Genomic DNA, 22,474 nt, shown 5'->3' on the forward strand with positions numbered 1-22,474 from the left:
CCTCACCCGATCGGAGAACGCGAGCACCGGGGTATTCGGGCGAAGCTGCCTAGCGGTTCCGGTTCGTGTGGTCAGGTGGGTGGGTAGCGGTCGGTCCAGGTTGGTGGGCGGGGGCCGAACTCCAGGACCGCGTCGTGGGCGAGGCGTTCGATCACGTCGTAGAGTTCCAGCTCCGAAGTCCAGCGCTCCGGGATCCGCTCCGCGCCCGATGCCGCGCCGATCAGGCTGCCGCAGACCGCGCCCGTCGTCGCGCTGTTGCCCGAGTGGTTCACCGCCACCGGCAGCGCCGCGTCGAAATCGCCGTCGCACACCAGCGCCGCGTACAGCCCGATGCCCAGCGCCTCGGCAGCCGTGGCACCGGTGCCGATGCTGCGTTCCAGGTCGCCGGGCGGGATGCGGCCGCTGCGGGCCAGGCGCACCGCGGTCGTGATCCGGCGGCTGACCTCCTCGTGGCCGGTGTGCGGGGCGAGCTGCTCCAGCGCCGCGTCCACCGCGGCGGCCAGCGGTTCGCCGTTCATCAGCCGCGACACCAGGAACGCCAGCGTTCCCGCGCTGAGCCAGGCCGTCGGGTGGCCGTGGGTGAGCGCGGCGGTGTTCGTGCCGACGTGGAAGACCTCGGCCGGGTCGTTGCTCCACAGCGCGGCCGGAACCGCGCGCATGATCGCGCTGCTGCCCTGCGAGTCGCTGACCGGGTTCTCCGGGGTGCCCATCGGCTGCTGGCCCTTGGCGAAGGCGATCAGGGTGCGCATCATGGTGCGGCCCGGGTTGCGGGTCTGGAACAGCGCGCGCTGCCCGACCAGCCAGCCGTCCGGAACCGGGGTGCCGCGCAGGAATTCGCCCGCCGCGCGCGGCCAGCTCAGGTGTTGGGTGTGCAGCCAGCGCTGGTAGGCGTGCTGGATGTGCCGGGTCGGATCTTCGGTGCCGGTGGTGCGTCGGCTGACGTTGGCCCGGATGGTGCCTTCCAGCGAGAACAGCAGCAGTTGGGTGTCGCTGCCGAGCCGCCCGGAGGGATGCCCGGCGGGTATGTAGTCGGTGAGGCCGTCGGCGCCGTGGCGGGACCGGATCTCGTCCCAGCCGTCGGCGGCGATGGGCATGCCGAGGGCCTCCCCGACCGCGCAGCCGAGCACCGCGCCGAGGAACCGGTCGCGCGAGGCGGCCAATCGGGGCACCGCGGTGAGCCCGGTGCGGTAGTCCGTTGTGGACGGTGCTGGTGGTTCGGCGGATTCGGTTGGCGGGTAACGGCGTTCCCACTGGTCCGACTCGTCCGGGTAGGGGCCGAATTCGGTGGCCGCGTCTGCTGCGAGCCGCTCGACCAGCGCGGTGATCGGCAGGTCCGCCAGCCACTCGGCGGGAATGGCCGTCGGACCGTGCAGCGCGCCGAGCAGCTGTCCGCACAACATCGCCGAAGTCGCCGCGTCGCCGCTGTGCTCGCTGGCCGAGCGGATGGCCCCGGCGAAGTCGTCCTCGCAGGCGGTCGCGACCCGGACCGCGACGGCCAGCGCGTCCAGGCCGCTGCGTCCGGGGCGCATCGCGTCCAGATGCGCTCGGCCGGGTCGGAGCCCGGCTGGGCTGCTCCGACCGAGCCGCAGCGCGCGGGTCAACGGTGTGCGTGCCGACTGCCAGCCGGAAAGCCCCTGGCCCAGCGAGGTTTGCAGCGAGTTCCCACGTAGCAACCACAGCACCGCGACTCCCAGCACGCTGGCCGGGCTGTGTCCGTTCGGGTGGCCGTGGGTGAGCGCGGCGAGGTCACCGCCGAGTGCGAACACCGTGCCGGGGTCACCCGACCACAGCGCGGCGAGCGCGCCCAGCGGCACGGCGGTCGCGGTGTCCGAGCCGTTGATCGGCTGTTGCCGGGAACCGGCGGGGTGCCCGGCGGCGACTCGGGCGAGCGCGGTGAGCATCGTCGCGTCGTCGCTGTTGGTGGAGTGCAGTGCGGGCTCGCCGACCAGCCAGCCGCTGGGCCGCGCGGTGTCGGTTCCGCAGTCGCGCCACGGAATTCCGCGGGTGTGCAGCCAGCGCCGCAGCCCGCCGAGGGTGGATCCGATCGGGTCGCCCTCGCCAGCGGATCGCGCGCGGGTGTGCGCGCGGATCAGGCCTTCCAGCGCGAAGAGCACGGCAGTGGTTCGCTGTCCGACCTGGCCGACCGCGATGAATTCGCCGACCGCGCCGCCCAGCAGCATGCCGAGCAACCGGCCAGGGGCCTCGGGCAGCGCGCCGTGCCGATCGGCCAGGCCGGTGGCGGGTGCTGGCGGCACTTCGGCTCGGAGCCGGTGTTGCAGGGCCGTCGCCCAAAGCGGCCGGGTGGCGGGATGTCGGCGCCACTGCCGCCAGGTGTCCAGCAGTTGCTGCTCCACCGGGTCGCGACGGCTTGTCGCGCGCGTTTCGCGCCAGGCCGCCAGCAGTGCTCGTTCCGCGTCGTCGAGCCCGAGATCATCCACAGTGGATTATCCGGGGTAGCGCTGTGCCCAGTCGGGCACCGGCCCGTCGGTCTCGATTTCCGTTCTGGCGCGGTCCGCGTCGGTCAGCAGTTGGGTCAGCACTTCCCCGAGCTCCAGCTCGGCGGACCACTCCGCCGGGATCTCCTGGACACCCCGGGCGGCGCCCAGCAGGCTGCCGCAGATGGCCGCGGTCGCCGCGCTGTTCCCGGCGTGGGTGGCCGCCAGCGACACCGCGTCGGCGAAGGAGTTCGGGTGCGACAACGCGGACGCGACCGCGATGGCCAGTGCTTCCGGCGCGTGCCACCCCAGCCCCAGCGGTTCCAACGCCGTCGGTGAAACCGGGCCGTTCGCGGCGAGTTCGAGCGCGGCACGCAGCCCTTGTGCGGTGGTCTCGGCGCCTTCCAGCTGGTCCAGCTCGGCCAGCACCGTTTGCACCGCTTCGGCGAGGGTCTGGCCGTTGTCCAGCGCGCAAACCAGCCCGGCCAGCGCACCCGCTGGGAGGTAGCCGTCCGGGTGACCGTGGGTCACCACGGCGATCTCCGCGCCCAGCGAGATCGCGTCCTGCGGGTCCTGGACCTCGAAGCCCACCGCGGCCCCGCGCACCGTGGCAGCCGCGGTGCGCGCGGAGTTCGGCGGGTTGCCCGGCGTCGGGGTCTCCTGGCGGTCGCTCCACCGCGCCAGGGCGGTCAGCGACGCGTCGTCCGGGAACCGTTGTGCGCGCAGCACTTCGGTCTCGGCGAGCACCCCGAACGGCAGGTTCGGATCCAACCGCGCGCCCTGCGTGTGCAGCCAGTGCTGCAGCGTCGAACGCACCATGTCCGGCCGCTGCGCCGGGACGCCGCGCAGCGTGGCGCGGATGGTCGCCCGGATCAGGCCGTCGAGCAGGAAGGCCGTCTGCTGCGTGTACGCCGTGGCGGTGCCGGGGCGGCCGAAGGACGCGGCGAATTCCCGGATCCCTTCGGGGTTGTCGTGCAGGATCGTGCGCAGGTCGGCGAACAGCCACGGTGCGCCGAGGGCGTCGCCGACGGCCGTACCCAGCACGCAGCCCTCGAACCGCTCGCGGCGGGTGGGCTGGACCTGGGTCTCGGCGGCGAGCTCGCCTTCCGGTTCCGGCTCGGCCGCGGCCTCCCCGACCAGCTGCGCCGCGCGTTCCGCGCCGAAGGCCTCGACGAGCAGCTTGTGCAGGCCCTGCGTGAGGTCGGTGGAGTTCCCGTCGTCGTTGTCGCGGAACTTGCGCCACGCGGCGAGCAGCCGCAGTTCCTCGTCGGACAGGCTGTCGTCGGCTTCGTCCGCGGCCTCGACCGGTGCTTCCGCGACCGGCTCCGCGACGATCGGCTCGTCGATGACTGGCTCCTCGACGACTGGCTCCTCGATGACTGGTCCCTCAACTGCTGGCGCGGGTTCGGCCGCCTCGACCACCGGCGCCTGGGCGGCGGGTTCGGGCGGTTCTGGCGCTTCGGCCGGTTCTTCCGGCGGGGCCGGTGGTTCGACAACGCCCTCCGGCGGCCGCACCACGGATCCTTTGCGGCCGACCGGGTAGCGCTGCAACCACTCCGCGTCGATCGGCGGCTTCGGGCTGAACTCCCGGACCGCGTCGGCGGCCAGCGCTTCGATGACCTCGCGCAGCTCCAGCTTGTCCCGCCAGACCTGCGGAACCGCCGCCGCGGTGTGCGCGGCGCCCATGATGTTGCCGCAGATCGCCGCGGTGGAGTCGCTGTCGCCGGAGTGGTTGGCGGCCAGGACCACCGCGTCCGCGAACGATTCCGGATAGGTGAGCGCCGCGCACACCGCGATCGCCAGCGCTTGTTCGCCGGAGCGGCCCTCACCGAGGAACTCGTGGATCTGCTCTGGCGTCGGAGTGCCAGCGGTGGCCAGCTCGATGGCCCGCCGCAGCGCGGCGCTGGTCTCCTCATGTCCGTCCCATGTGGACAGTTCGATGAGCGCGCGGTCCACCGCCTCGGGCAGCGATCGGACGGCCAGCAGTTGCTGGATGATCACCGCGAGCGCCCCGGCTGGCAGGTAGCCGCTGGGGTGGCCGTGGGTCAGCACCGCGGTCATCGCGCCGACCTGGAACGCCTCGGTCGCGTCGGTGGACCACAACCCGGCCGGCGCGGCCCGCATCACCGCGCCGCAGCTCTTCGAGTCGTTGAGCCGGTTGGTGAACGAGCCCTGCTTGTTGCCGCCCGCGTAGCCGTGCAACGCCTGGATGCAGGTGGTGGCAGGCGCGCGGCGGACGAACAGGCCCTTCTCCTTGATCAGCCAGCCGTCCGGCGGGTGCCCGGTCAGCGGCCCGCCGGCTTCCTTCCAGTCGAAGCCCTGGGTGTGCAGCCAGCGCTGGTAGGCGTGCTGCACCTGGGTGGCCGGTTCGTTCTCGCCGTAGAGCCGACGGCGGATGTTGGCCCGGACGAGACCTTCCAGCGTGAACAGGGTCATCTGGGTTTCGTCGCTGATCGAGCCACCGGGCCGGTGCGCGTCGACGAAGTCGGTCAGCCCCGATTCGCCGTACTTGCGGCGGATGTCCTGCAGCGAGTCGTCCTCGACGGGGTAGCCGAGCGCGTCTCCGACGGCACCGCCGAGCAGGAATCCCAGGATCCGGTGCGGCCGCAGGTCGGTCGTGTCAGCGTTCGGCGCCTGCGCGGCCTTGGCCGCCACCGGTTCGGGAGTCGCAACGACCACTGGCCGGACCGGCGCGGGCTCGGCCACCGGTGCCGGTTCGGCAGCCTCGACAGGTGCGGGCTCGGCTTCCGGAGCTTCCTCGGCCGCGGGCTCGGCGACTGGCGCCGCCGCAGCCGGTTCCGCGCCGACCAGCGGCAGGGTGGAGGTGAAGACCAGGTCGGAGATGTCACCACCGGCCGGGTAGCGGGTGTGCCACCCGTCGCCGCCCGGCGGTGTCGCGCTGAACTCCAGCAACGCGTCCTTCGCCAGCGCCTCGATGACTTCGCGCTGCTTGAGGTCGCGCAGCCACACGCCCGGCAGCGCGGGCGCGCCGTATCGGGCACCGACGATGTTGCCGCAGATCGCCGCGGTCGAGTCGCTGTCACCGGAGTGGTTGACCGCCATCATCAGCGCGGCGGCGATGGTGTCGGTGCTCAGCGCCGAGCACACCGCGATGGCCAGCGCCTCGTGGCCGGTCCAGCCGCCGCCCAGCGTGTCCTTGAGTTGCTCCGGGCTCGGTTTCCCGCGCTGCGCGAGGTCTTCGGCCGCCTGCAGGGCGCGCTCGGTGTCTTCGTGCGCCCGGTACTGCACGAGCAGGGCACGGGCCAGCCGCAGCGAGTCCTCCAGCGACTGCTCGCGCAGCAGCTGGTGGACCAGGACCGCCAGCACACCGGCCGGGAGGTAGCCGTTGGGTTGCGAGTAGGTCAGCGCCGCGGTGCCCGCGGCCAACTCGAAGACCTGCTTCGGGTCGTCGGACCACAGCGCCACCGGCGCTGCCCGCACCACGCCACCGCAGTCCTGGGAATCGTTGATCGGTCGCTCGAAGGTGCCGGGCGCGCCCACCGAGGCGAACTCGCGCAGCGCGGTGATGCAGCTGCTGTTCGGCGAGCGCACGGCGAACAGGTCGCGCTGCTCGATCAGCCAGCCGTTGGGCTTGGGATGGCTCATCGCGAACGGTCCCGCGGCGCGCATCCACGCGTATCCCTGGGTGTGCAGCCAGCGCTGGTAGGCCAGCTGGACCGCGGAAAGCGGGCTGCCGGCACCGCTTTCGCGAGCCGCGACGTGCCCTCGGATGAGGCCTTCCAGGGTGAACAGCGTCATCTGGGTGTCGTCGGTGAACTCGCCCGGCTGCTCGCCGGTGCGGTCGTACTCGGTGACGCCCATCGCGCCGAACCGGCTGCGGATCTGGTCCACCGGGTAGAACTCCACCGGCGCGCCGAGCGCGTCGCCGATCGCACCGGCCAGCATCGAACCCAGGAACCGGCGGCCGAATTCGGTTTCGGCGGGATCCACCGGCGGTTCCGGCTTGGCCGCAGGCGCTTCGGCCGCTGGTTGCTCACCCTGCGGCGGGAGCGCGCCCGGTGCCATCACCGGTGTTCCGTTGGGCGGCGAGGACACCGGCGTGCCCGGCGTCTTCGGCGGGACCGCCGAAGCGGCCTTGGCGAGGTCCTCGGCGGGCAGCCGCGCCTTGACCGGGCTGGTCGGGTTCACCTGCACGTCGATGCCGGTGAGGTTGTGACCGGCCAGTTGTCGACCGGTCATCCGCTGCCAGGTCGTCCAGTTCGACGGCAGGAACGCCTCCGAGGTGAACACCTGGAGTTGTCGGCGGCCGGACTCGTGCTCCATCGTGAACAGCCCGCTGCCCTGGGGCTGCGCGAACAGGATCAGTTCGGCGTCCAGCATCGCGGTCAGCAGCGAGTGCCCCTGCGCGTAGCCGGTGGTGGTCAGTTGCAGGGCGCGCTCGACGTCGTTGGTCGGCGCGGGCAACCGCAGCGCCACCGGCGACGGCCGGTAGTTCGGGTTCGGCGAGAAGTCATCGGTGATCTCGCCCTGCTCGTCGACCCGGTAACCGCCGATGAAGCCCCACGGCGGGACTTCGGCGTTGGGGTCGGTGAAGATCGGGTCGACCACGTAGAGCCAGGTGTTTGGCTGCTTCATGGCCTGCTCGCGCATGGCCGACGTGATGACCGGTCGACTCGGTTGCTGCGTGTTCATCTCGCGCTGTTGTCCCCGACTCCTCGTCCAGCCTTGCATTGATCGCCCCCACAACCCCGGCGGTCACTCGATAGCGCGGGCCTGACGGGTACGACGTGCACAGGGAGCGGTCGGTTCCCCGTCCAGACGCTGGCAATGAACTCTCTCATGACCACATGGGGTGAAGCTTAGTGTTCGGAAGAACAACTTAGAGTTAATGGGGTGTGGGAGTTCCCCATGCGGCCGCGCGCCAGCCCGGAGCTACCCGGTTGCGCTGGCGAATTGGCTCCTCAGACGGTGTTGTCGGCGAGCGCGGCGACCATCAGGCAGGGCATGCACGGCATTCCGGCCGGGCCGTCGAGTGCTTCCGCCTGGCCGGGGACGATGCCGAAGCCGCAGTAGGCGCGCAGGATCGCGGGCAGCGAGTCGTCCTCCGGCAGCGGGAAGAAGTGGCAGGACTTGTCCTGCTCGCTGCGCGCGAACTCGGCGCGCACCCGCGCGATCAGATGAGGTCGGCTGTTCATCCGGCCCCCACCGCGTCCGGCAACGCCCCATCCGGCAGCGACCGGGGATGTCGGGCGGATCCGAGTCGCAACCGCTGCTCGCGTGCCCAGCTGGATGACACGTGGCACATCATGCCCGGGACGCCGCCCTCCCCACCAGACCCAGTGAGCGTCAATTCGGTAAGAACCGGCGTTTCCGCTCACGACGTCACAGGGCTGCCGTCACAGGGCTGCGGACAGTTGCAGTCGTGGGCTGGTCGCCGCGGCGAGGGTGTCGGTGTAGCGCTGGAGGACCAGGTCGGCCACGCCCACGTCGTCGGCCATCGGTGCCGCGATCAGCGGATCCGCGGCGTACTCGCGGGCCAGCGAGCTGATCCGGTCCGGCAGCAGACCCGGCGCCAGGAACCAGGAACCGACCGCGAAGCGCCGCGCCCCACGGGCGCGCAACGCCTCGATCGCCGCCGGAACACCGGGCTCGGCCGCTGCGGCGAACGCCGCGCTCGCCCCGGCCCAGGACGCCTTGGCCTGCCAGCGCGCGGCGACCGCCGAGACCAGCCGGTTCGCCGGGGCGTGCGACGAACCCGCGCCCGCCAGGATCACGCCCAGGTCCGGGTCGTCCGCCGATACCCCGGCCTCGGCCATGCGCCGCCACGCCGCCTCGTCCAGCCTCGGATCGGGACCGAGGACATCGCAGATGTGCACCTGGAACCGCGGGTACCGCCGCTGCGCGTCGGCGACCGCGGCGGGCACGTCGACGCGGGCGTGGAAGGCGCGGCCCAGCAGCAGCGGAACGACCACGGCGGCGGGGTGCCCGGCACCGTGCACCGCGCTGAGCACGTCGCCGACCCGCGGTGCCGACAGGTCCAGGAACGCCACGCGCACGTCGAGATCCGGCCGCATCGACCGGACCACGTCCAGCAGGGCGTGGATGGTCGCGGCGGAGCGCGGGTCCCGGCTGCCGTGCGCGACAGCCACCAGTGGAGCGGTCATGGTCGGCTCATCTCGACGCGCTGGCGGCCAGCGGCGCCAGCGGCACCCCGATCAGCCCGGCGGCCAGCGTGGTGCCATCGGCGGGATCGATCACCAGGAACGACCCGGTGCGTCGGCTCGCGGCGTACTCGTCGATCGGCAGCGGCTCCGCGGTGCGCAACCGCACCAGGCCGATCTCGTTGAGCTGCAACGAATCCGGGTCGTCCACACTGGACAACTGCTGTTCGTCGAAACGGGCGGACAGTTCGGTGACGATGGCCTGCACGGTGCGCGTGCCGTGCTTGACGAGCACCTTGGCGCCCGGGTGCAGCGGCTTCTCGGCCAGCCAGCAGACGGTGGCGTCCAGCTCGTCGGTCAGCTGCGGCGGAGCATCCGCGGCGGCGATCAGGTCACCGCGCGAGATGTCCACGTCATCGGCCAGCAGCAGCGTGACGGAATGCCCCGCCGCGGCCCGCGGCTTCGCGCCGTCCGGAGTGTCCACCTTGGACACCCGGGTGCGCACCCCGGCGGGCAGCACGACGACCTCGTCGCCTTCGGCGACCACACCGGCGGCGATCTGGCCCGCGTAACCCCGGTAGTCCGGGTACTCGGCGGTGCGCGGGCGGATCACGTACTGCACCGGCATCCGCAGCGGCGCGTCGTGCGGATCCGGCGCCACCGGCACGCTCTCCAGGTGCTCCAGCAGCGAAGGCCCGCTGTACCAGGGGGTGTTCGCGGACCGCTCGACCACGTTGTCACCCAGCAACGCGGAAACCGGGATCGTCACCACGGAGCCGTCGAGGTAGCCCAGGGCGCTGGCGTGCGTGGCGAACTCGGCTGCGATGCGGTTGAACACCGCCTCGTCGAAGTCGACCATGTCGATCTTGTTGACCGCCAGCACCAACTGCGGCACACCCAGCAGCGCCAGCACCGCCGCGTGCCGCCGGGTCTGCTCCACGACGCCCTTGCGCGCGTCCACCAGCAGCACCGCCAGCTGGGCCGTCGACGCGCCGGTGACCGTGTTCCGGGTGTACTGCACGTGCCCCGGGGTGTCGGCGAGCACGAAGGTGCGCTTGGGCGTGGCGAAGTAGCGGTAGGCCACATCGATGGTGATGCCCTGCTCGCGCTCCGCGCGCAGGCCGTCGACCAGCAGCGACAGGTCCGGGGTCGCCAGACCGCGGTCCGCGCTGGCCCGGTGCACCGCGTCGAGCTGGTCGGCCAGCACCGACTTGGTGTCGTGCAACAGCCGCCCGACCAGCGTGCTCTTGCCGTCGTCCACGGATCCGGCGGTGGCCAACCGCAGCAGGTCGGTGTGCACCGGCAGGGTCACCTCGGTGCCGCTGTCCGGCGCAGTCCGGGTGTTCGTCTCGGTCATTGAGGGAACCCATTTCATTGGTCGTTTTGCGTGGCGGTGCGAGTAGCGGAACCTGAGTGCCTGTTTTTGAAGTGGTCGTGTCGGGCCGTCCGCCTCGGGTGAGGTGGGCGATTTCGCGCGAAATCGCCGGCTCACATGCGGGGCGGGTGGCGTTTTCGCGCGAAATCGCCAGGTCTGCCACCCGCACCGCGAAGCAAAACGAGGTCGAAGACAGGCTCTGAGAGGCATTCTCGACTCCGGGATCCCCGACTTATGGTCCGATACGCGGCGTCGTGGCTGTCCTCGCGAGAATGCCTCTCAGAACCCGCGGCGGTGCCGGTTGAGAGGGTGGGCTAAGCGGCTTCGCCGCTTGCGGCACTCGGGCACGACTTGGTTGAGTGTCGCGGCTGCGGTTTACCGCCGGAAGTGGCTTCGCCACTCGCCTGACGGCAGGTGTTTTCGAGTGCATCCTCACCTCCCGTTCGTTCCGAGCATCAGCATCAGAAGTAGCCTTCGCGTTTGCGGTCTTCCATGGCCGCCTCCGACAGGCGGTCGTCGGCCCGCGTTGCGCCGCGCTCGGTGAGTCGGCTGGCCGCGACCTCGGCGATCACGTCGTCCACTGTGTACGCCTCGGATTCCACCGCGCCGGTGCACGAACCGTCGCCGACGGTGCGGTAGCGGACGGTCTTGCTCGACGGGACCTCGCCGTCGCGCGGCCCGCCCCACGGGCCCGCGGTCAGCCACATGCCATCGCGCAGGAACACCTCGCGGCGGTGCGCGTAGTAGATCTCCGGCAGCTCGATCTTCTCCCGCTGGATGTAGCGCCAGACGTCCAGCTCGGTCCAGTTCGACAGCGGGAACACCCGGACGTGCTCGCCCGGCCGGTGCTTGCCGTTGTAGAGGTTCCACAGCTCGGGGCGCTGGCGGCGCGGATCCCACTGGCCGAAGGCGTTGCGCAGGCTGAAGATCCGCTCCTTGGCACGGGCCCGCTCCTCGTCGCGGCGACCGCCGCCGAAGACCGCGTCGAACCGGTGCTCGCCGATGCTGCCCAGCAGCGGCGTGGTCTGCAGCGGGTTGCGGGTGCCGTCGGGCCGCTCTTGCAGCCGACCGTCGTCGATGTAGTCCTGCACCGACGCGACCTCCAGCCGCAGGTCGTGCCGCTCCACCAGCGCGTCGCGGAAGGCCAGCACCTCCGGGAAGTTGTGCCCGGTGTCGACGTGCAGCAGCGGGAACGGCACCGGTGCTGGCCAGAAGGCCTTCAGCGCCAGGTGCACCAGCACCGTGGAGTCCTTGCCGCCGGAGAACAGGATCACCGGCCGGTCGAACTCTCCGGCCACCTCGCGGAAGATGTGGATCGCCTCGGACTCCAGCGCGTCCAGGTTGTCCACCTGCGGCGGTGCGTCGGCCCGCGAATCGCTCGGCAACTCGGCTGCGGCACCGATCGTGGCGGCATCGGTTGTCGTCATTTCTCCTCCGTGTTCTGCGGGCACCCGCGCCCGTCGGCCTGCCATGACCTGCCGGGCGAAGTTCCTCAGCCGTGCAGTCCGCACTCGGTCTTCGCACTGCCCGCCCAGCGCCCGCTGCGCGGATCGGCGCCCGGTGCGGGCTTAGCCGTGCACGGTTGGCACCCGATCGACGGATAACCGGCTGACACCAGCGGGTTGACCAGCACGTCGTGCTCGTCGATGTAGCGCTGCACGTCGTCGTCGGACCACGCCGCCAACGGGTTGATCTTGACGAGGTTGTTGCGCTCGTCCCAGGTCACGATCGGTGTGTTGGCGCGCGTCGGTGCCTCCACCCGGCGCACCCCGGTCACCCACGCCTCGTAGCGGGCCAGCGTGTTGCGCAGCGGCACCACCTTGCGCAGGAAGCAGCACCGGTTCGAGTCCCGCTCGAACAGCCGGGGACCCTCGCTGGCGTCCTGCTCCGCGACGCTCTGCGCCGGGATCGCGTTGACCACGTTGACGTCGTAGACCTGCGCCACGGCGTCTCGGGTGCCGATGGTCTCGGCGAAGTGGTAGCCGGTCTCCAGGAACAGGATCTCCACGCCCGGCTTGACCTTGGCCGCCAGGTCGACCAGCACCGCGTCCTGCATGTTCGACGCGACGATCAGCCCGTCGCCGAAGGTGTCCACGGCCCAGCGCAGCGCTTCCTCGGCGCTGGCCTCGGCCAGTGCTGGGGCGGCCGCCTCGACCAGTGCGCGCAGCTCGCTGTCGCTGCGCCGGGTGCCGATGTTCGTGGTGGTGTCGGCAGTCATGGCTCTCCGTCTCCGCCTTGGGGTGCTCCGAAGGTTCCGCTGCGGGCGAGCCCGACGAGTCGCACGGTGAAGACCCGCAGGCACGCCTGGCACTGCCACGCACCAGCCGGTTCGGCCTCGGGGACGAGCTCCTCGTCCCCGCAGTACGGGCAGTAGAACGGCACCGCCCGGCCTTCCGGCTGGCTCACTTGAGGTCGTCCTCCTCGGCCCGCGCCACCCACTGCGCGAACCGCTCGCCGTCACCGCGCTGGTCCAGGTAGCGGCGCACTAGGCGCTCCACGTAGTCACCGAGCTCGGTCGAGGTCACCTTGTGGCCGCGGATCTTGCGGCCGAACCCGGCGTCCACGCCGAGACCGCCGCCGAGGTGCACCTGGAAGCCCTCGACCTGGTTTCCGTTGCTGTCCGGCACCATCTGGCCCTTCAGGCCGATGTCGGCGACCTGGGTGCGGGCGCACGCGTTCGGGCAGCCGTTGAGGTTGATCGTCACCGGGTTCTCGATCTCGCCCTGGATGTCGGCCAGCCGCTGCTCCAGGTCGCCGACCAGCTCGATCGCCCGCTGCTTGGTCTCCACGATGGCCAGCTTGCAGAACTCGATGCCGGTGCAGGCCATCACGCTGCGCCGCCACGGCGACGGATCGGTCTGCATGCCCACCTTGGCCAGGTCCGCGACCAGAGCGTCCACTTCGGACTTCGGCACGTCGAGGACCAGCAGGTTCTGCTCGACGGTGGTGCGGATGCGCTTGGACCCGACCCGCTCGGCGGCCTTGGCGACCTCCACCAGCGTCGAACCGCTGACCCGGCCCGCCGCCGACTTCGCGCCGACGTAGCGGTTGCCGTCGACCTGCGGGTGCACCCCGATGTGGTCGCGGTGACCCACCGGGGTCTCCGGGGCCGGGCCGTCGATCAGCTTGCGGCCCAGGTACTCGTCCTCCAGCACCTGGCGGAACTTCTCCGCACCCCAGTCGGCCACCAGGAACTTGATCCGGGCCCGGTGCCGCAGCCGCCGGTAGCCGTAGTCGCGGAAGACCTGCACCACGCCGTGCCACACCTCGGCGACCTCGTCGCGCGGCACCCAGGCGCCCAGCCGCACCGCCAGCTTCGGGTTCGTCGACAGCCCGCCGCCGACCCACAGGTCGAAACCGGGCCCGTGCTCCGGGTGCACGACACCGACCAGCGAGATGTCGTTGATCTCCGGCACGGTGTCCCAGCGCGGCGAACCGGAGATCGCGCTCTTGAACTTGCGCGGCAGGTTGGACAGCGAGCGGTCGCCGATGAAGCGCTCGGTGATCTCCGCGATCGCCGGGGTGGCGTCGATGATCTCGTCCGCGGCGATCCCGGCCACCGGCGAACCCAGCACCACGCGCGGGCAGTCACCGCACGCCTCGGTGGTCGACAGCCCCACGGATTCCAGCTTCTGCCAGATGGTCGGCATGTCCTCGACCCGCACCCAGTGCAGCTGGACGTTCTGCCGGTCGGTCAGGTCGGCGGTGTCGCGCGCGTAGGTCTGGGAGATCTCACCGATGGTGCGCAGCTGCTCGGTGGTCAACGCACCGCCATCGATGCGGACCCGCAGCATGAAGTAGCGGTCGTCGAGCTCCTCGGGCTCGATCGTGCCGGTGCGCGCGCCGGGGATGCCCGGTGCGCGCTGCGTGTACAGGCCCCACCAGCGGAACCGACCCCGCAGATCGGCCGGGTCGATCGAATCGAAACCGCCCAGGGCGTAGATCGTCTCGATGCGCTGCCGAACGTTCAGCGGGTTGTCGTCCTTCTTGGAGCGCTCGTTGGCGTTGAGCGGCTCGCGGTAACCGAGCGCCCACTGGCCCTCGCCACGCGCCTTGCGCTTGCGGGCGGGACGAGTAGGGGCGTCCGCAGGGGGGACCATGTCCGACCTCCGGGATTCAGGCGCGGTAGCGCCGCCAGGGAATCCCGTCGGTGACGGTTATCACTGCTCGGCGCCCCCAGCGCCGACTGGACAATGCAGAACGCGGCGGGGGATCAACCCATGGCGCGGCACAGTGCGCTGGACACTCGCCGCAGGTCCACGTAGCGGCGGGTGACCAGCAGGAGCCTTGGCAAGGGCACACCCATGTCGTGCAGCCTGCCACGCGCTCACCGGGCGGTCCAACCCCATCCGGATGGTGAGACAGTGGTGGAGTGCCTGCTCAACTGCCCGTCGGTGAACCCGCGCCGGTCGACGGATCGCTGCCGCCGGAAGCCCTGACCGGGCTGGGTTCGCGGCCGTTCGGGGTGTACGTCCACGTGCCGTTCTGCGCCACCCGCTGCGGGTACTGCGACTTCAACACCTACACCGCCGATGAGCTGGGCTCATCAGCGAGTTTCGGTAGTTGGCTGGCGGGTTTGCGGGCAGAGTTGGAGCTGGGCGCGCGGGCGCTGGCTGCGGGTGATCGGCCGGTCCCGGCGGCGCAGACGGTGTTCGTCGGCGGCGGCACGCCGTCGCTGCTCGGCGCGCGGCGGTTGGGGGCGGTCCTGGCGGCCATCCGCGGTTCGTTCGGGTTGAGCGGTGCGGCGGAGATCACCACCGAATCCAATCCGGAGTCGACTTCGCCGGAGTTCTTCGCCGGGATCCGCGAAGCCGGGTTCACCCGGGTCTCGCTGGGCATGCAGTCGGCGGCCGAGCACGTGCTGCGGGTGCTGGACCGGCGGCACACCCCGGGCCGCGCCGCCGCCGCGGTCCGCGAGGCGCGCGAGGCCGGTTTCGAGCACGTCAACCTGGACCTGATCTACGGCACACCGGGGGAGTCCGACGACGACCTGCGGGCCTCGCTGGACGCGGTGCTGGCCACCGGGGTCGATCACGTCTCGGCGTATTCGCTGATCGTCGAGGACGGCACCGCGATGGCCCGCAAGGTCCGCCGCGGTGAACTGCCGATGCCCGACGACGACGTGCTGGCCGACCGCTACGAGCTGATCGATGGCGTGCTCGGCGGAGCCGGTCTGGGTTGGTACGAGGTGTCCAACTGGGCCCGCGACGACCAGGCGCGCTGCCACCACAACCTCGGTTACTGGCAGGGCGGCGACTGGTGGGGCGCCGGACCGGGCGCGCACAGCCACGTCGGCGGTGTCCGCTGGTGGAACGTCAAGCACCCGGCCCGCTACGCGGCGCTGCTGGCGGAGGGGAAGTCCCCGGCCGCCGGTCGTGAGTTGCTCGACGCCGAGGACCAGCGGGTCGAGCGGATCATGCTGGAGCTCCGGCTGGCCACCGGCCTCCCGGTGGAAGTCCTCGACGAATCCGGCCGCCTGGCGGCGAAACAAGCGGTGGCCGACGGCCTGTTGCGCCGCGATGCCCTGACGGCGGGCCGCTGCGTCCTGACGGACCGAGGCCGCCTGCTCGCCGACGGCGTTGTCCAACGCCTGATCGCGTGATCAGGTGGGAGAGCTGACCTGTAGTCCGTTAAGGGTCGTGGCTTCGCTGAGCCTGGTGTCATAGGTGATCAACAGATCGGCGTCGAGAGCGATTGCCGCCGCAAGGTGAATCGCATCGAGTGAGCGCAGCCGGTTCGGCTCGATCCTGCGGGAAAGATTCATGATCTCGGAGTCGAGCGGATGCTCGGCGATTCCGCTCATCGCGTCTCGCAGTTCGGCAGCCACTTCCCGGAACGTCGTGTCCCGGTTGGCTCGGAGCACACGGGCGACTTCGGTCCAAGCCAATGTGGTCGACACGAGAAGTGCCTGGCTGCGAGCAAGGTCATCGAGTTCCGCAACGAGCGCATCGGACTCCGGCTCGCGGATCACGCGCTTGATCAGCGCGCTGCTGTCGAGGTACACGCGCATCAGAAACGGTCCTCGCGATCCAGCAGATCGATCGTGCGCTGGCCCGCTGGGAGCGTCTTGGTCGGCACCACCTTGCGGTAGGGGCTCCTCGGCAGGAGCACTTTGCCCGAGGTGATCAGATGGTCCCACTCGTGCTTCGGTTCGGCGGCAGCGGTGAGCCCGAGATAGCGGTCCACCGCCTCGCGGAGAATCTCCTGCTGAGAACGGCCTGACCGCTCTGATTCGGCGCGCAACGCGTCTTCCGCGTCCGCGCGAAGGCGTAGATTGAGAGCCATGAGCTCATGGTACCAATTCTGGCACCGAGATTGGTACCGCTAGGGTGTCGCATCCAGGTCGAGGACCCGGGCGTGCAGGACGGTTCGTTGGTGGAGGGCCGAGCGCAGGGCGCGGTGCAGGCCGTCTTCCAGGTAGAGCTCACCGCGCCAGCGGACCACGTGCGGGAACAGGTCGCCGAAGAACGTCGAGTCCGGGCTCAGCAGCCGGTCCAGGTGCAGCACCTTGGTCGTGGTGACCAGCTCTTCCATCCGCACCGGACGCGGCGGGACCTTGGCCCAGTCCCGCAGCGACAGCCGGTGGTCGGGATAGGGCTGTCCCTCGCGGACATCCTTGAAGATCACGGCACCTGGCACCTCCTGGCGAACGGCCGAATCCGGTGCCCACCGCAGTTGGTCCGGCAGCGGCTACCGCCGCCGGAACCGATGTGATCCGCTCGATGCAGCGGGCGGAACCGGCGCCCGTCGTCCTCGCCGCAGGCTACCGCCGCTCGCCCGCGGCTCTCGGCTCTGGTGGGAGAACACCGTAAACTCGATGGTGGTACCCAGGTTCGGTCCGGGCGGGCAGGCCTGGGTGTGCGGTCTGCGCGGCCAGTGGTGGGCGAGTGAGGAGGTGGCGAAGGTGAACACGGACGAACGCCGCTTCGACGTGCTGCGGGCGATCGTGGCCGACTACGTGTCGACCAAGGAGCCGGTGGGTTCGAAGGCGCTCGTCGACCGCCACAACCTCGGGGTGTCCAGTGCCACGGTGCGCAACGACATGGCGGTGCTGGAAGAGGAGGGCTTCATCGTCCAGCCGCACACCAGCGCCGGTCGGGTGCCCACCGACAAGGGCTACCGGCTGTTCGTGGACCGGCTGCACGAGATCAAGCCGCTGACCGCGCCGGAACGCCGCGCGATCCACAAGTTCCTGGACGGCGCGCTGGACCTCGACGACGTGATGCGGCGCAGCGTGCGGTTGCTGGCGCAGCTGACCCAGCAGGTCGCCGTGGTGCAGTACCCCACGCTGACCCGATCCACCGTCCGGCACGTCGAAGTCGTCACCATCACCCCGGCCCGGCTGATGCTGGTGCTGATCACCAACACCGGGCGCGTCGATCAGCGGATGGTCGACCTCGGCGATGTGATCACCGACGACGACGTGGCCCGGTTGCGCAACGTGCTCAACGCGTCGATGGCCGAGAAGCGGCTGGCCGACGCCTCCGCCGCGGTCGCCGAACTGCCCGAGCAGGCCCCGCCGGAGCTGCGCGACGCGCTGATCCGGGTGTGCAGCGTGCTCATCGAATCGCTGGTGGAGCACCCGGAGGAGCGGATGGTGCTCGGCGGCACCCCGAACCTGACCCGCAACGTCGCAGACTTCCCCAACTCGCTGCGCCAGGTCCTCGAAGCGCTGGAGGAGCAGGTCGTGGTGCTCAAGCTGCTCGCCGCCGCCCGCAGCGCGGACACCGTCCGGGTCAGCATCGGGATCGAGAACGAGGCCAAGGAGATGCAGACGACCTCGGTGATTTCCACCGGCTACGGTGGTTCGGATGGCATGGTGCTGGGTGGCATGGGCGTGGTCGGTCCGACCCGGATGGATTACCCGGGCACCATGGCGGCGGTCCGGGCCGTCGCCGCGTACGTAGGTGAGATCCTGGTCGGGCGGTGACAGTTCACCGGCGCGCGACCAGCGTGTACTCGTTGATCGAGCAGAGGAAGTACGGAGAAGGTGGCCAGGGACTACTACGCGACCCTCGGAGTGGCCAGGGACGCGACATCCGAGCAGATCAAGCGGGCGTACCGCAAGCTCGCGCGGGAACTGCACCCGGACGTCAACCCCGATGCGGGAGCGCAGGAGCGCTTCAGCGAAGTGACGACCGCCTACGAGGTGCTTTCCGATCCGAAGAAGCGGCAGATCGTCGACCTCGGTGGTGATCCGCTGTCCAACGGCGGCGGCGCCAGCGGCGGCATGGGCGATCCGTTCGCCGGTTTCGGTGGGCTCGGCGACATCATGGACGCCTTCTTCGGTGGCGGCGCCGCCGGAGCCGGACGCGGCCCGCGCAGCCGGGTCCAGCCGGGTTCGGATGCGCTGCTGCGGCTGGAGCTGACCCTGGAGGAGTGCGCCAGCGGCGTCAACCGGGACATCACCGTCGACACGGCGGTGCTCTGCGACTCCTGCGACGGCGGCGGTTCGCGCGCCGGAAGCGCCCCGTCGACCTGCGACACCTGTGGCGGTCGCGGCGAGGTGCAGTCCGTGCAGCGGTCGTTCCTGGGGCAGGTCATGACGTCCCGGCCGTGTCCGGTCTGCCGTGGTTTCGGCGAGGTCATCACCGACCCGTGCCAGCAGTGCGGCGGCGACGGCCGCGTCCGCGCGCGGCGCACCATCACCGTCAAGATCCCGGCCGGGGTCGGCGACGGGATGCGGGTGCGGCTGGCCGGGGAGGGCGAGGTCGGGCCCGGTGGTGGACCGGCCGGTGACCTGTTCGTCGAGGTCGAGGAACTGCCGCACGAGCGGTTCACCCGCGACGGCGCGGACCTGCACTGCACCGTCGAGCTGCCGATGACGGCGGCCGCGCTGGGCACCGTGCTCGTGCTGGAGGCCCTCGACGGCGGCCGGGAAGAGGTCACCGTCGAGCCCGGCACCCAACCCGGCACGGAGCACGTGCTGACCGGTCGCGGGCTGCCCAAGCTGCGCTCCAACGGCAAGGTCAGCGGACACGGCGACCTGCACGTGCACCTCGACGTCGTGGTGCCGACCCGGCTCGACGAAACGCAGTCCGAGTTGCTGCGCCAGCTCGCCACGCTGCGCGGCGAGGAGCAACCGGAGCCGACGGTCACCGCGAACGGCAACGGCAACCGGCACGGGCTGTTCTCCCGCTTCCGGTCCTTCGGCCACCGCTGACAGCCCGTTCCACCGGATCGTTCGGGCTCGTCTCCGGCCATCTCGTGAGACGGCTTCTGCGGCGGGCGGCTGGTGTCAGCGACGGCGCTTGAGAACCTGGGGCCGGGCCGAGTGGCTGCACCGCTTCGAAGACAAGGACTGGGGCCGGAGATGACGGAATCCTCGCTGCCGGTGTTCTCCGTCGAGCGGCTGCCCGCCGTTGGCGGGGCCACCTTGGACGGTCCGGAGGGCAAGCACGCGGCCACCGTGCGCCGCCTGCGCGCCGGTGAACTGCTGCTGCTCGCGGACGGGCGAGGTGGCTTGGCCCGCTGCGAAGTGGTGTCGGCGGCGAAGGACTCCCTGGGACTCGCGGTGTCGGAGACCTGGCACGTGCCGCAACCGGGACTTCGGGTCCGGCTGGCGCAGGCGCTGGTCAAGGGCGACCGCGGGGAGCTCGCGGTGGAACTGGCCACCGAGGCGGGTGTTGACGCGGTGGTGCCGTGGCGCGCCGCCCGGTGCGTGGCCAAGTGGGACGACGGCCCGCGCGGTGCGAAGGCGCTGGCGCGGTGGCGCAGCACGGCTGCGCAGGCGGCGAAGCAAGCGCGGCGGGCGTGGACGCCGCCGGTGGACGAGCCGGTGAGCACCAGGCAGCTCGCCGAAGTCATCGGTCGCGCCGACGCGGCGCTGGTGCTGCACGAGTCGGCGAGCATCCCGCTGGCCTCCGTCGACCTGCCCGCGACCGGCGAACTCGTGCTGGTCGTCGGCCCGGAGGGCGGCGTGACCGGCGACGAACTCGGGGCGCTCACGGCGGCTGGCGCGCACGTCGTGCGGCTCGGCCCGACGGTGCTCCGCGCGTCGACCGCCGCGGCGGTCGCCCTGGGCGCGCTCGGTGTCCGCACCGACCGCTGGCGCTAGCGCGATTTCCCACCCGGATGACGGCCAGTTCCGCGCGGAATTGGCGTTCCACCGCAGCCGAGGTGACGCAGCGCGAGGAAGATCAAAAACTTCGGGCGATTCCGTAGCGCGAACGGTTGACAGGGCGATACGCTCAGTTGCGAAAGATCGCGACGGTTCAGTCGCAACCGGTGCCGCACGGGGCATCGGACCCCAGCACTCGCCGGACACCTCCCCCCTCGGTCCGGCGAGAGCTGCGCCGCAAACGGGGCAACCCCCAGACCCGATTGCGGCGCAGCGTGCCGGGGGATCGGCACCAGCCCCCGCGATGATCGAGGCGCGTCTGCTGGCTCGGATAACCTTCCGGCATGAGCGACATGGACTCCCTGTTCCTGCGGATCATCGCCCGCGAGATCCCGGCCGACGTGGTGCACGAGAACGACCGGGTCATCGCGATTCGCGACATCAACCCCCAGGCGCCGACCCACGTGCTCGTCGTGCCGAAGAAGCGCTACCGCAACGCCGGTGAACTGGCCGCCGCCGACCCGGAACTGCTGGCCGAACTGATCACGGTCGCCCGCGGCATCGCCGAACGGGACGGCATCGCCGAATCGGGCTACCGGCTGCTGTTCAACACGAACTCCGACGCCGGGCAGACGATCTTCCACGTGCACCTGCACCTGCTGGGCGGCGAACCGCTGGGCGGCATGACCGGTGGCCCGCTCAAGGGCTGATCCCCAGCAGCGATCCGGTAGCCGCGATGGCGGCAATCCGAGTGCCGAGTGGACTACCATCGACCCCATGCAGAACTGACCGAACGACCCGCGCGAACGCGCAGAAAGCAGGCCCGAAACCACGTGGCCGGTATTGCAGCGGGTGGAGCCGCCGCCCAGTCCGGAGAGCATCCCCAGACCGCTACAGCCCAGCAGGCAACAGCCCAGTCCAAGGTGACCGTCCCCGACAACATCGTGTTGACGCTGGTCGGGACCAGGGACGAGAACCTCCGGGTTATCGAGGATTTGCTCACCGCCGATGTCCATGTCCGGGGCAATGAGGTGACGCTGTCCGGGGACCCCGCGGAGGTCGCGTTCGCCGAACGGCTGTTCGCCGAGCTGATCGCGCTGATCGCCAAGGGCAGCCAACTCACGCCGGACACCGTTCGCCGCAGCGTCGCGATGCTCTCGGCCGATCACAACGAGTCGCCGGCCGACGTGCTCAGCCTGGACATCGTGTCCCGGCGCGGTCGGACGATCCGTCCCAAGACGCTCAACCAGAAGCGCTACGTCGACGCCATCGACCACCACACCGTGGTCTTCGGCATCGGCCCCGCCGGTACCGGCAAGACGTACCTGGCGATGGCCAAGGCGGTGCAGGCGCTGCAGGCCAAGCAGGTCAACCGGATCATCCTCACCCGACCCGCGGTCGAGGCGGGTGAGCGGCTCGGATTCCTGCCGGGAACCCTCTACGAGAAGATCGACCCCTACCTGCGGCCGCTGTACGACGCGCTGCACGACATGGTCGATCCGGAATCGGTGCCGCGGCTGACGCAGGCCGGGACGATCGAGATCGCGCCACTGGCCTACATGCGGGGTCGTACCCTCAACGACGCGTTCATCATCCTCGACGAGGCGCAGAACACCACGCCCGAGCAGATGAAGATGTTCCTGACCCGGCTGGGGTTCGGCTCCAAGATCGTGGTCACCGGCGACGTCACGCAGATCGACCTGCCCGGCGGCCAGCGCAGCGGGCTGAAGGTCGTGCAGGAGATCCTCTCGGGCGTCGACGACGTGCACTTCGCCCTGCTGGACAGCCACGACGTGGTGCGGCACCGGCTGGTCACCGACATCGTCAACGCCTACGACCGCTGGCACGCCCTGGAGGACGCCGACCGCCACGACCGGGCGGGTCGGCGCAACGGGCAGCGACGAGGACGGGCATGAGCATCGAGATCGCCAACGAATCAGGCGTCGCGATACCCGAGGCTTCCATCGTCTCGGTCGCCAGGTTCGCGCTGGACAAGATGAGCGTCAGCCAGCTCGCCGAGCTGTCGATCGTGCTGGTGGAGCTCGACGTGATGGCCGACCTGCACGAACGTTGGATGGACCTGCCCGGTCCCACCGACGTGATGTCGTTCCCGATGGACGAGTACGACTCGGCGCGCCGACCGGATTCCGCCGGGTCCGGACCGGCGCTGCTCGGGGACATCGTGCTCTGCCCGGCGTTCGCCAAGGACCAGGCCCGCAAGGCCGGGCACAGCCTGCTGGACGAGCTGCACCTGCTCACCGTGCACGGCGTGCTGCACCTGCTCGGCTACGACCACGCCGAGCCGGAGGAGGAGCGGGAGATGTTCGGCCTGCAGAACCGCATCCTGGCCGACTACCGCGCGGCCCGGGACGAGGCCGAGCGGGTGGCGGCGCAGCGCAGTGCGGACGCCCGACTGCTGGGTGCAGTCGGACTGGACGAGCCGGAGTCGCCGCAGGGCGGCCCGGCCCCCGCCAACTAGGGG

General features: G+C 70.8%; 20 protein-coding genes. 7 read left to right on the forward strand and 13 right to left on the reverse strand.

The window, feature by feature from the left end; all coding sequences use genetic code 11:
* Positions 1-71: 71 nt before the first annotated feature.
* The 10 genes from ACTWQN_RS10935 to ACTWQN_RS10980 all read right to left on the reverse strand — a co-directional run bounded on the left by ACTWQN_RS10935 (position 72) and on the right by ACTWQN_RS10980 (position 14,238).
* Positions 72-2,438, reverse strand: a complete 2,367-nt coding sequence (locus tag ACTWQN_RS10935) for an ADP-ribosylglycohydrolase family protein (protein WP_443203281.1) — start codon at positions 2,436-2,438, stop codon at positions 72-74.
* A gap of 6 nt (positions 2,439-2,444) precedes the next feature.
* Positions 2,445-7,088: a type VII secretion system-associated protein gene (locus tag ACTWQN_RS10940; protein WP_443203282.1), complete on the reverse strand. Its 4,644-nt coding sequence runs from the start codon at positions 7,086-7,088 to the stop codon at positions 2,445-2,447.
* Positions 7,089-7,357: 269 nt separating this feature from the next.
* Positions 7,358-7,591 (reverse strand): hypothetical protein, encoded by a 234-nt coding sequence (locus ACTWQN_RS10945; RefSeq protein WP_443203283.1) that lies wholly within the window; start codon positions 7,589-7,591, stop codon positions 7,358-7,360.
* 201 nt (positions 7,592-7,792) lie between these two features.
* Entirely contained in the window at positions 7,793-8,560 is a 768-nt protein-coding gene (locus tag ACTWQN_RS10950) for a sirohydrochlorin chelatase (protein WP_443203284.1), read from the reverse strand.
* Between the two features lie 7 nt (positions 8,561-8,567).
* Positions 8,568-9,914 (reverse strand): sulfate adenylyltransferase subunit 1, encoded by a 1,347-nt coding sequence (locus tag ACTWQN_RS10955; protein WP_443203285.1) that lies wholly within the window; start codon positions 9,912-9,914, stop codon positions 8,568-8,570.
* A gap of 479 nt (positions 9,915-10,393) precedes the next feature.
* Entirely contained in the window at positions 10,394-11,359 is a 966-nt protein-coding gene (gene cysD / locus ACTWQN_RS10960) for a sulfate adenylyltransferase subunit CysD (RefSeq protein WP_443203286.1), read from the reverse strand.
* Between the two features lie 65 nt (positions 11,360-11,424).
* A complete protein-coding gene (locus ACTWQN_RS10965; protein ID WP_443203287.1) occupies positions 11,425-12,150 on the reverse strand; it encodes a phosphoadenylyl-sulfate reductase in 726 nt (241 codons plus the stop codon).
* Positions 12,147-12,338 (reverse strand): hypothetical protein, encoded by a 192-nt coding sequence (locus ACTWQN_RS10970; protein WP_443203288.1) that lies wholly within the window; start codon positions 12,336-12,338, stop codon positions 12,147-12,149. Before ACTWQN_RS10970 ends, ACTWQN_RS10965 begins: the two co-directional genes overlap by 4 nt.
* Positions 12,335-14,032 carry a nitrite/sulfite reductase gene (locus ACTWQN_RS10975; RefSeq protein WP_443203289.1) on the reverse strand — a complete coding sequence of 566 codons (1,698 nt, stop codon included), beginning with the start codon at positions 14,030-14,032 and terminating at the stop codon, positions 12,335-12,337. Before ACTWQN_RS10975 ends, ACTWQN_RS10970 begins: the two co-directional genes overlap by 4 nt.
* 113 nt (positions 14,033-14,145) lie before the next feature.
* Positions 14,146-14,238, reverse strand: a complete 93-nt coding sequence (locus ACTWQN_RS10980) for a putative leader peptide (RefSeq protein WP_443203290.1) — start codon at positions 14,236-14,238, stop codon at positions 14,146-14,148.
* Between the two features lie 66 nt (positions 14,239-14,304).
* On the opposite strand from ACTWQN_RS10980, the gene hemW reads away from it, so the two are divergent.
* Positions 14,305-15,534: a radical SAM family heme chaperone HemW gene (hemW, locus tag ACTWQN_RS10985; protein ID WP_443203291.1), complete on the forward strand. Its 1,230-nt coding sequence runs from the start codon at positions 14,305-14,307 to the stop codon at positions 15,532-15,534.
* Here the strand turns inward: hemW and ACTWQN_RS10990 are convergent, their stop codons facing one another.
* From ACTWQN_RS10990 to ACTWQN_RS11000, 3 genes are read right to left on the reverse strand one after another with little or no spacing between them, the layout of a single operon-like run.
* Complete coding sequence (locus ACTWQN_RS10990) at positions 15,535-15,942, reverse strand: PIN domain-containing protein (RefSeq protein WP_443203292.1); 408 nt, start codon at positions 15,940-15,942, stop codon at positions 15,535-15,537.
* Entirely contained in the window at positions 15,942-16,217 is a 276-nt protein-coding gene (locus ACTWQN_RS10995; protein WP_443203293.1) for a YlcI/YnfO family protein, read from the reverse strand. The genes ACTWQN_RS10990 and ACTWQN_RS10995 overlap by 1 nt, the downstream gene beginning before the upstream one ends.
* 39 nt (positions 16,218-16,256) lie before the next feature.
* On the reverse strand, positions 16,257-16,559 hold the full coding sequence (locus tag ACTWQN_RS11000) for a type II toxin-antitoxin system VapB family antitoxin (RefSeq protein WP_443203294.1): 303 nt from the start codon (positions 16,557-16,559) through the stop codon (positions 16,257-16,259).
* A 277-nt stretch (positions 16,560-16,836) separates the two neighbouring features.
* Here ACTWQN_RS11000 and hrcA point away from each other — a divergent pair, with 277 nt between their 5' ends.
* The 6 genes from hrcA to ybeY all read left to right on the forward strand — a co-directional run bounded on the left by hrcA (position 16,837) and on the right by ybeY (position 22,471).
* Positions 16,837-17,862 (forward strand): heat-inducible transcriptional repressor HrcA, encoded by a 1,026-nt coding sequence (gene hrcA, locus ACTWQN_RS11005; protein WP_443203497.1) that lies wholly within the window; start codon positions 16,837-16,839, stop codon positions 17,860-17,862.
* A 60-nt stretch (positions 17,863-17,922) separates the two neighbouring features.
* Complete coding sequence (dnaJ, locus tag ACTWQN_RS11010; RefSeq protein WP_443203295.1) at positions 17,923-19,095, forward strand: molecular chaperone DnaJ; 1,173 nt, start codon at positions 17,923-17,925, stop codon at positions 19,093-19,095.
* Positions 19,096-19,245: 150 nt separating this feature from the next.
* A complete protein-coding gene (locus ACTWQN_RS11015) occupies positions 19,246-19,989 on the forward strand; it encodes a 16S rRNA (uracil(1498)-N(3))-methyltransferase (protein WP_443203296.1) in 744 nt (247 codons plus the stop codon).
* Positions 19,990-20,336: 347 nt separating this feature from the next.
* A complete protein-coding gene (locus tag ACTWQN_RS11020; RefSeq protein ID WP_443203297.1) occupies positions 20,337-20,702 on the forward strand; it encodes a histidine triad nucleotide-binding protein in 366 nt (121 codons plus the stop codon).
* Positions 20,703-20,825: 123 nt separating this feature from the next.
* Entirely contained in the window at positions 20,826-21,908 is a 1,083-nt protein-coding gene (locus tag ACTWQN_RS11025; protein WP_443203298.1) for a PhoH family protein, read from the forward strand.
* The gene (ybeY, locus tag ACTWQN_RS11030; protein WP_443203299.1) at positions 21,905-22,471 is read left to right on the forward strand and encodes an rRNA maturation RNase YbeY; all 567 of its coding nucleotides are present in this window, start codon (positions 21,905-21,907) and stop codon (positions 22,469-22,471) included. The genes ACTWQN_RS11025 and ybeY overlap by 4 nt, the downstream gene beginning before the upstream one ends.
* Positions 22,472-22,474: the final 3 nt, after the last annotated feature.

This window comes from Saccharopolyspora antiqui, from assembly GCF_052246905.1.
In the GTDB taxonomy this organism is placed as follows: domain Bacteria; phylum Actinomycetota; class Actinomycetes; order Mycobacteriales; family Pseudonocardiaceae; genus Saccharopolyspora.

Excerpts from the sequence above, each read along its gene's own strand:
- ACTWQN_RS10940 (WP_443203282.1), bottom strand. The coding sequence starts at position 7,088 with ATGAACACGCAGCAACCGAGTCGACCGGTCATCACGTCGGCCATGCGC.
- ACTWQN_RS10945 (WP_443203283.1), bottom strand. The coding sequence starts at position 7,591 with ATGAACAGCCGACCTCATCTGATCGCGCGGGTGCGCGCCGAGTTCGCG.
- ACTWQN_RS10950 (WP_443203284.1), bottom strand. The coding sequence starts at position 8,560 with ATGACCGCTCCACTGGTGGCTGTCGCGCACGGCAGCCGGGACCCGCGC.
- ACTWQN_RS10955 (WP_443203285.1), bottom strand. The coding sequence starts at position 9,914 with ATGACCGAGACGAACACCCGGACTGCGCCGGACAGCGGCACCGAGGTG.
- cysD (WP_443203286.1), bottom strand. The coding sequence starts at position 11,359 with ATGACGACAACCGATGCCGCCACGATCGGTGCCGCAGCCGAGTTGCCG.
- ACTWQN_RS10965 (WP_443203287.1), bottom strand. The coding sequence starts at position 12,150 with ATGACTGCCGACACCACCACGAACATCGGCACCCGGCGCAGCGACAGC.
- ACTWQN_RS10975 (WP_443203289.1), bottom strand. The coding sequence starts at position 14,032 with ATGGTCCCCCCTGCGGACGCCCCTACTCGTCCCGCCCGCAAGCGCAAG.
- ACTWQN_RS10980 (WP_443203290.1), bottom strand. The coding sequence starts at position 14,238 with ATGGGTGTGCCCTTGCCAAGGCTCCTGCTGGTCACCCGCCGCTACGTG.
- ACTWQN_RS10990 (WP_443203292.1), bottom strand. The coding sequence starts at position 15,942 with ATGCGCGTGTACCTCGACAGCAGCGCGCTGATCAAGCGCGTGATCCGC.
- ACTWQN_RS10995 (WP_443203293.1), bottom strand. The coding sequence starts at position 16,217 with ATGGCTCTCAATCTACGCCTTCGCGCGGACGCGGAAGACGCGTTGCGC.
- ACTWQN_RS11015 (WP_443203296.1), top strand. The coding sequence starts at position 19,246 with ATGACGGAATCCTCGCTGCCGGTGTTCTCCGTCGAGCGGCTGCCCGCC.
- ACTWQN_RS11020 (WP_443203297.1), top strand. The coding sequence starts at position 20,337 with ATGAGCGACATGGACTCCCTGTTCCTGCGGATCATCGCCCGCGAGATC.
- ybeY (WP_443203299.1), top strand. The coding sequence starts at position 21,905 with ATGAGCATCGAGATCGCCAACGAATCAGGCGTCGCGATACCCGAGGCT.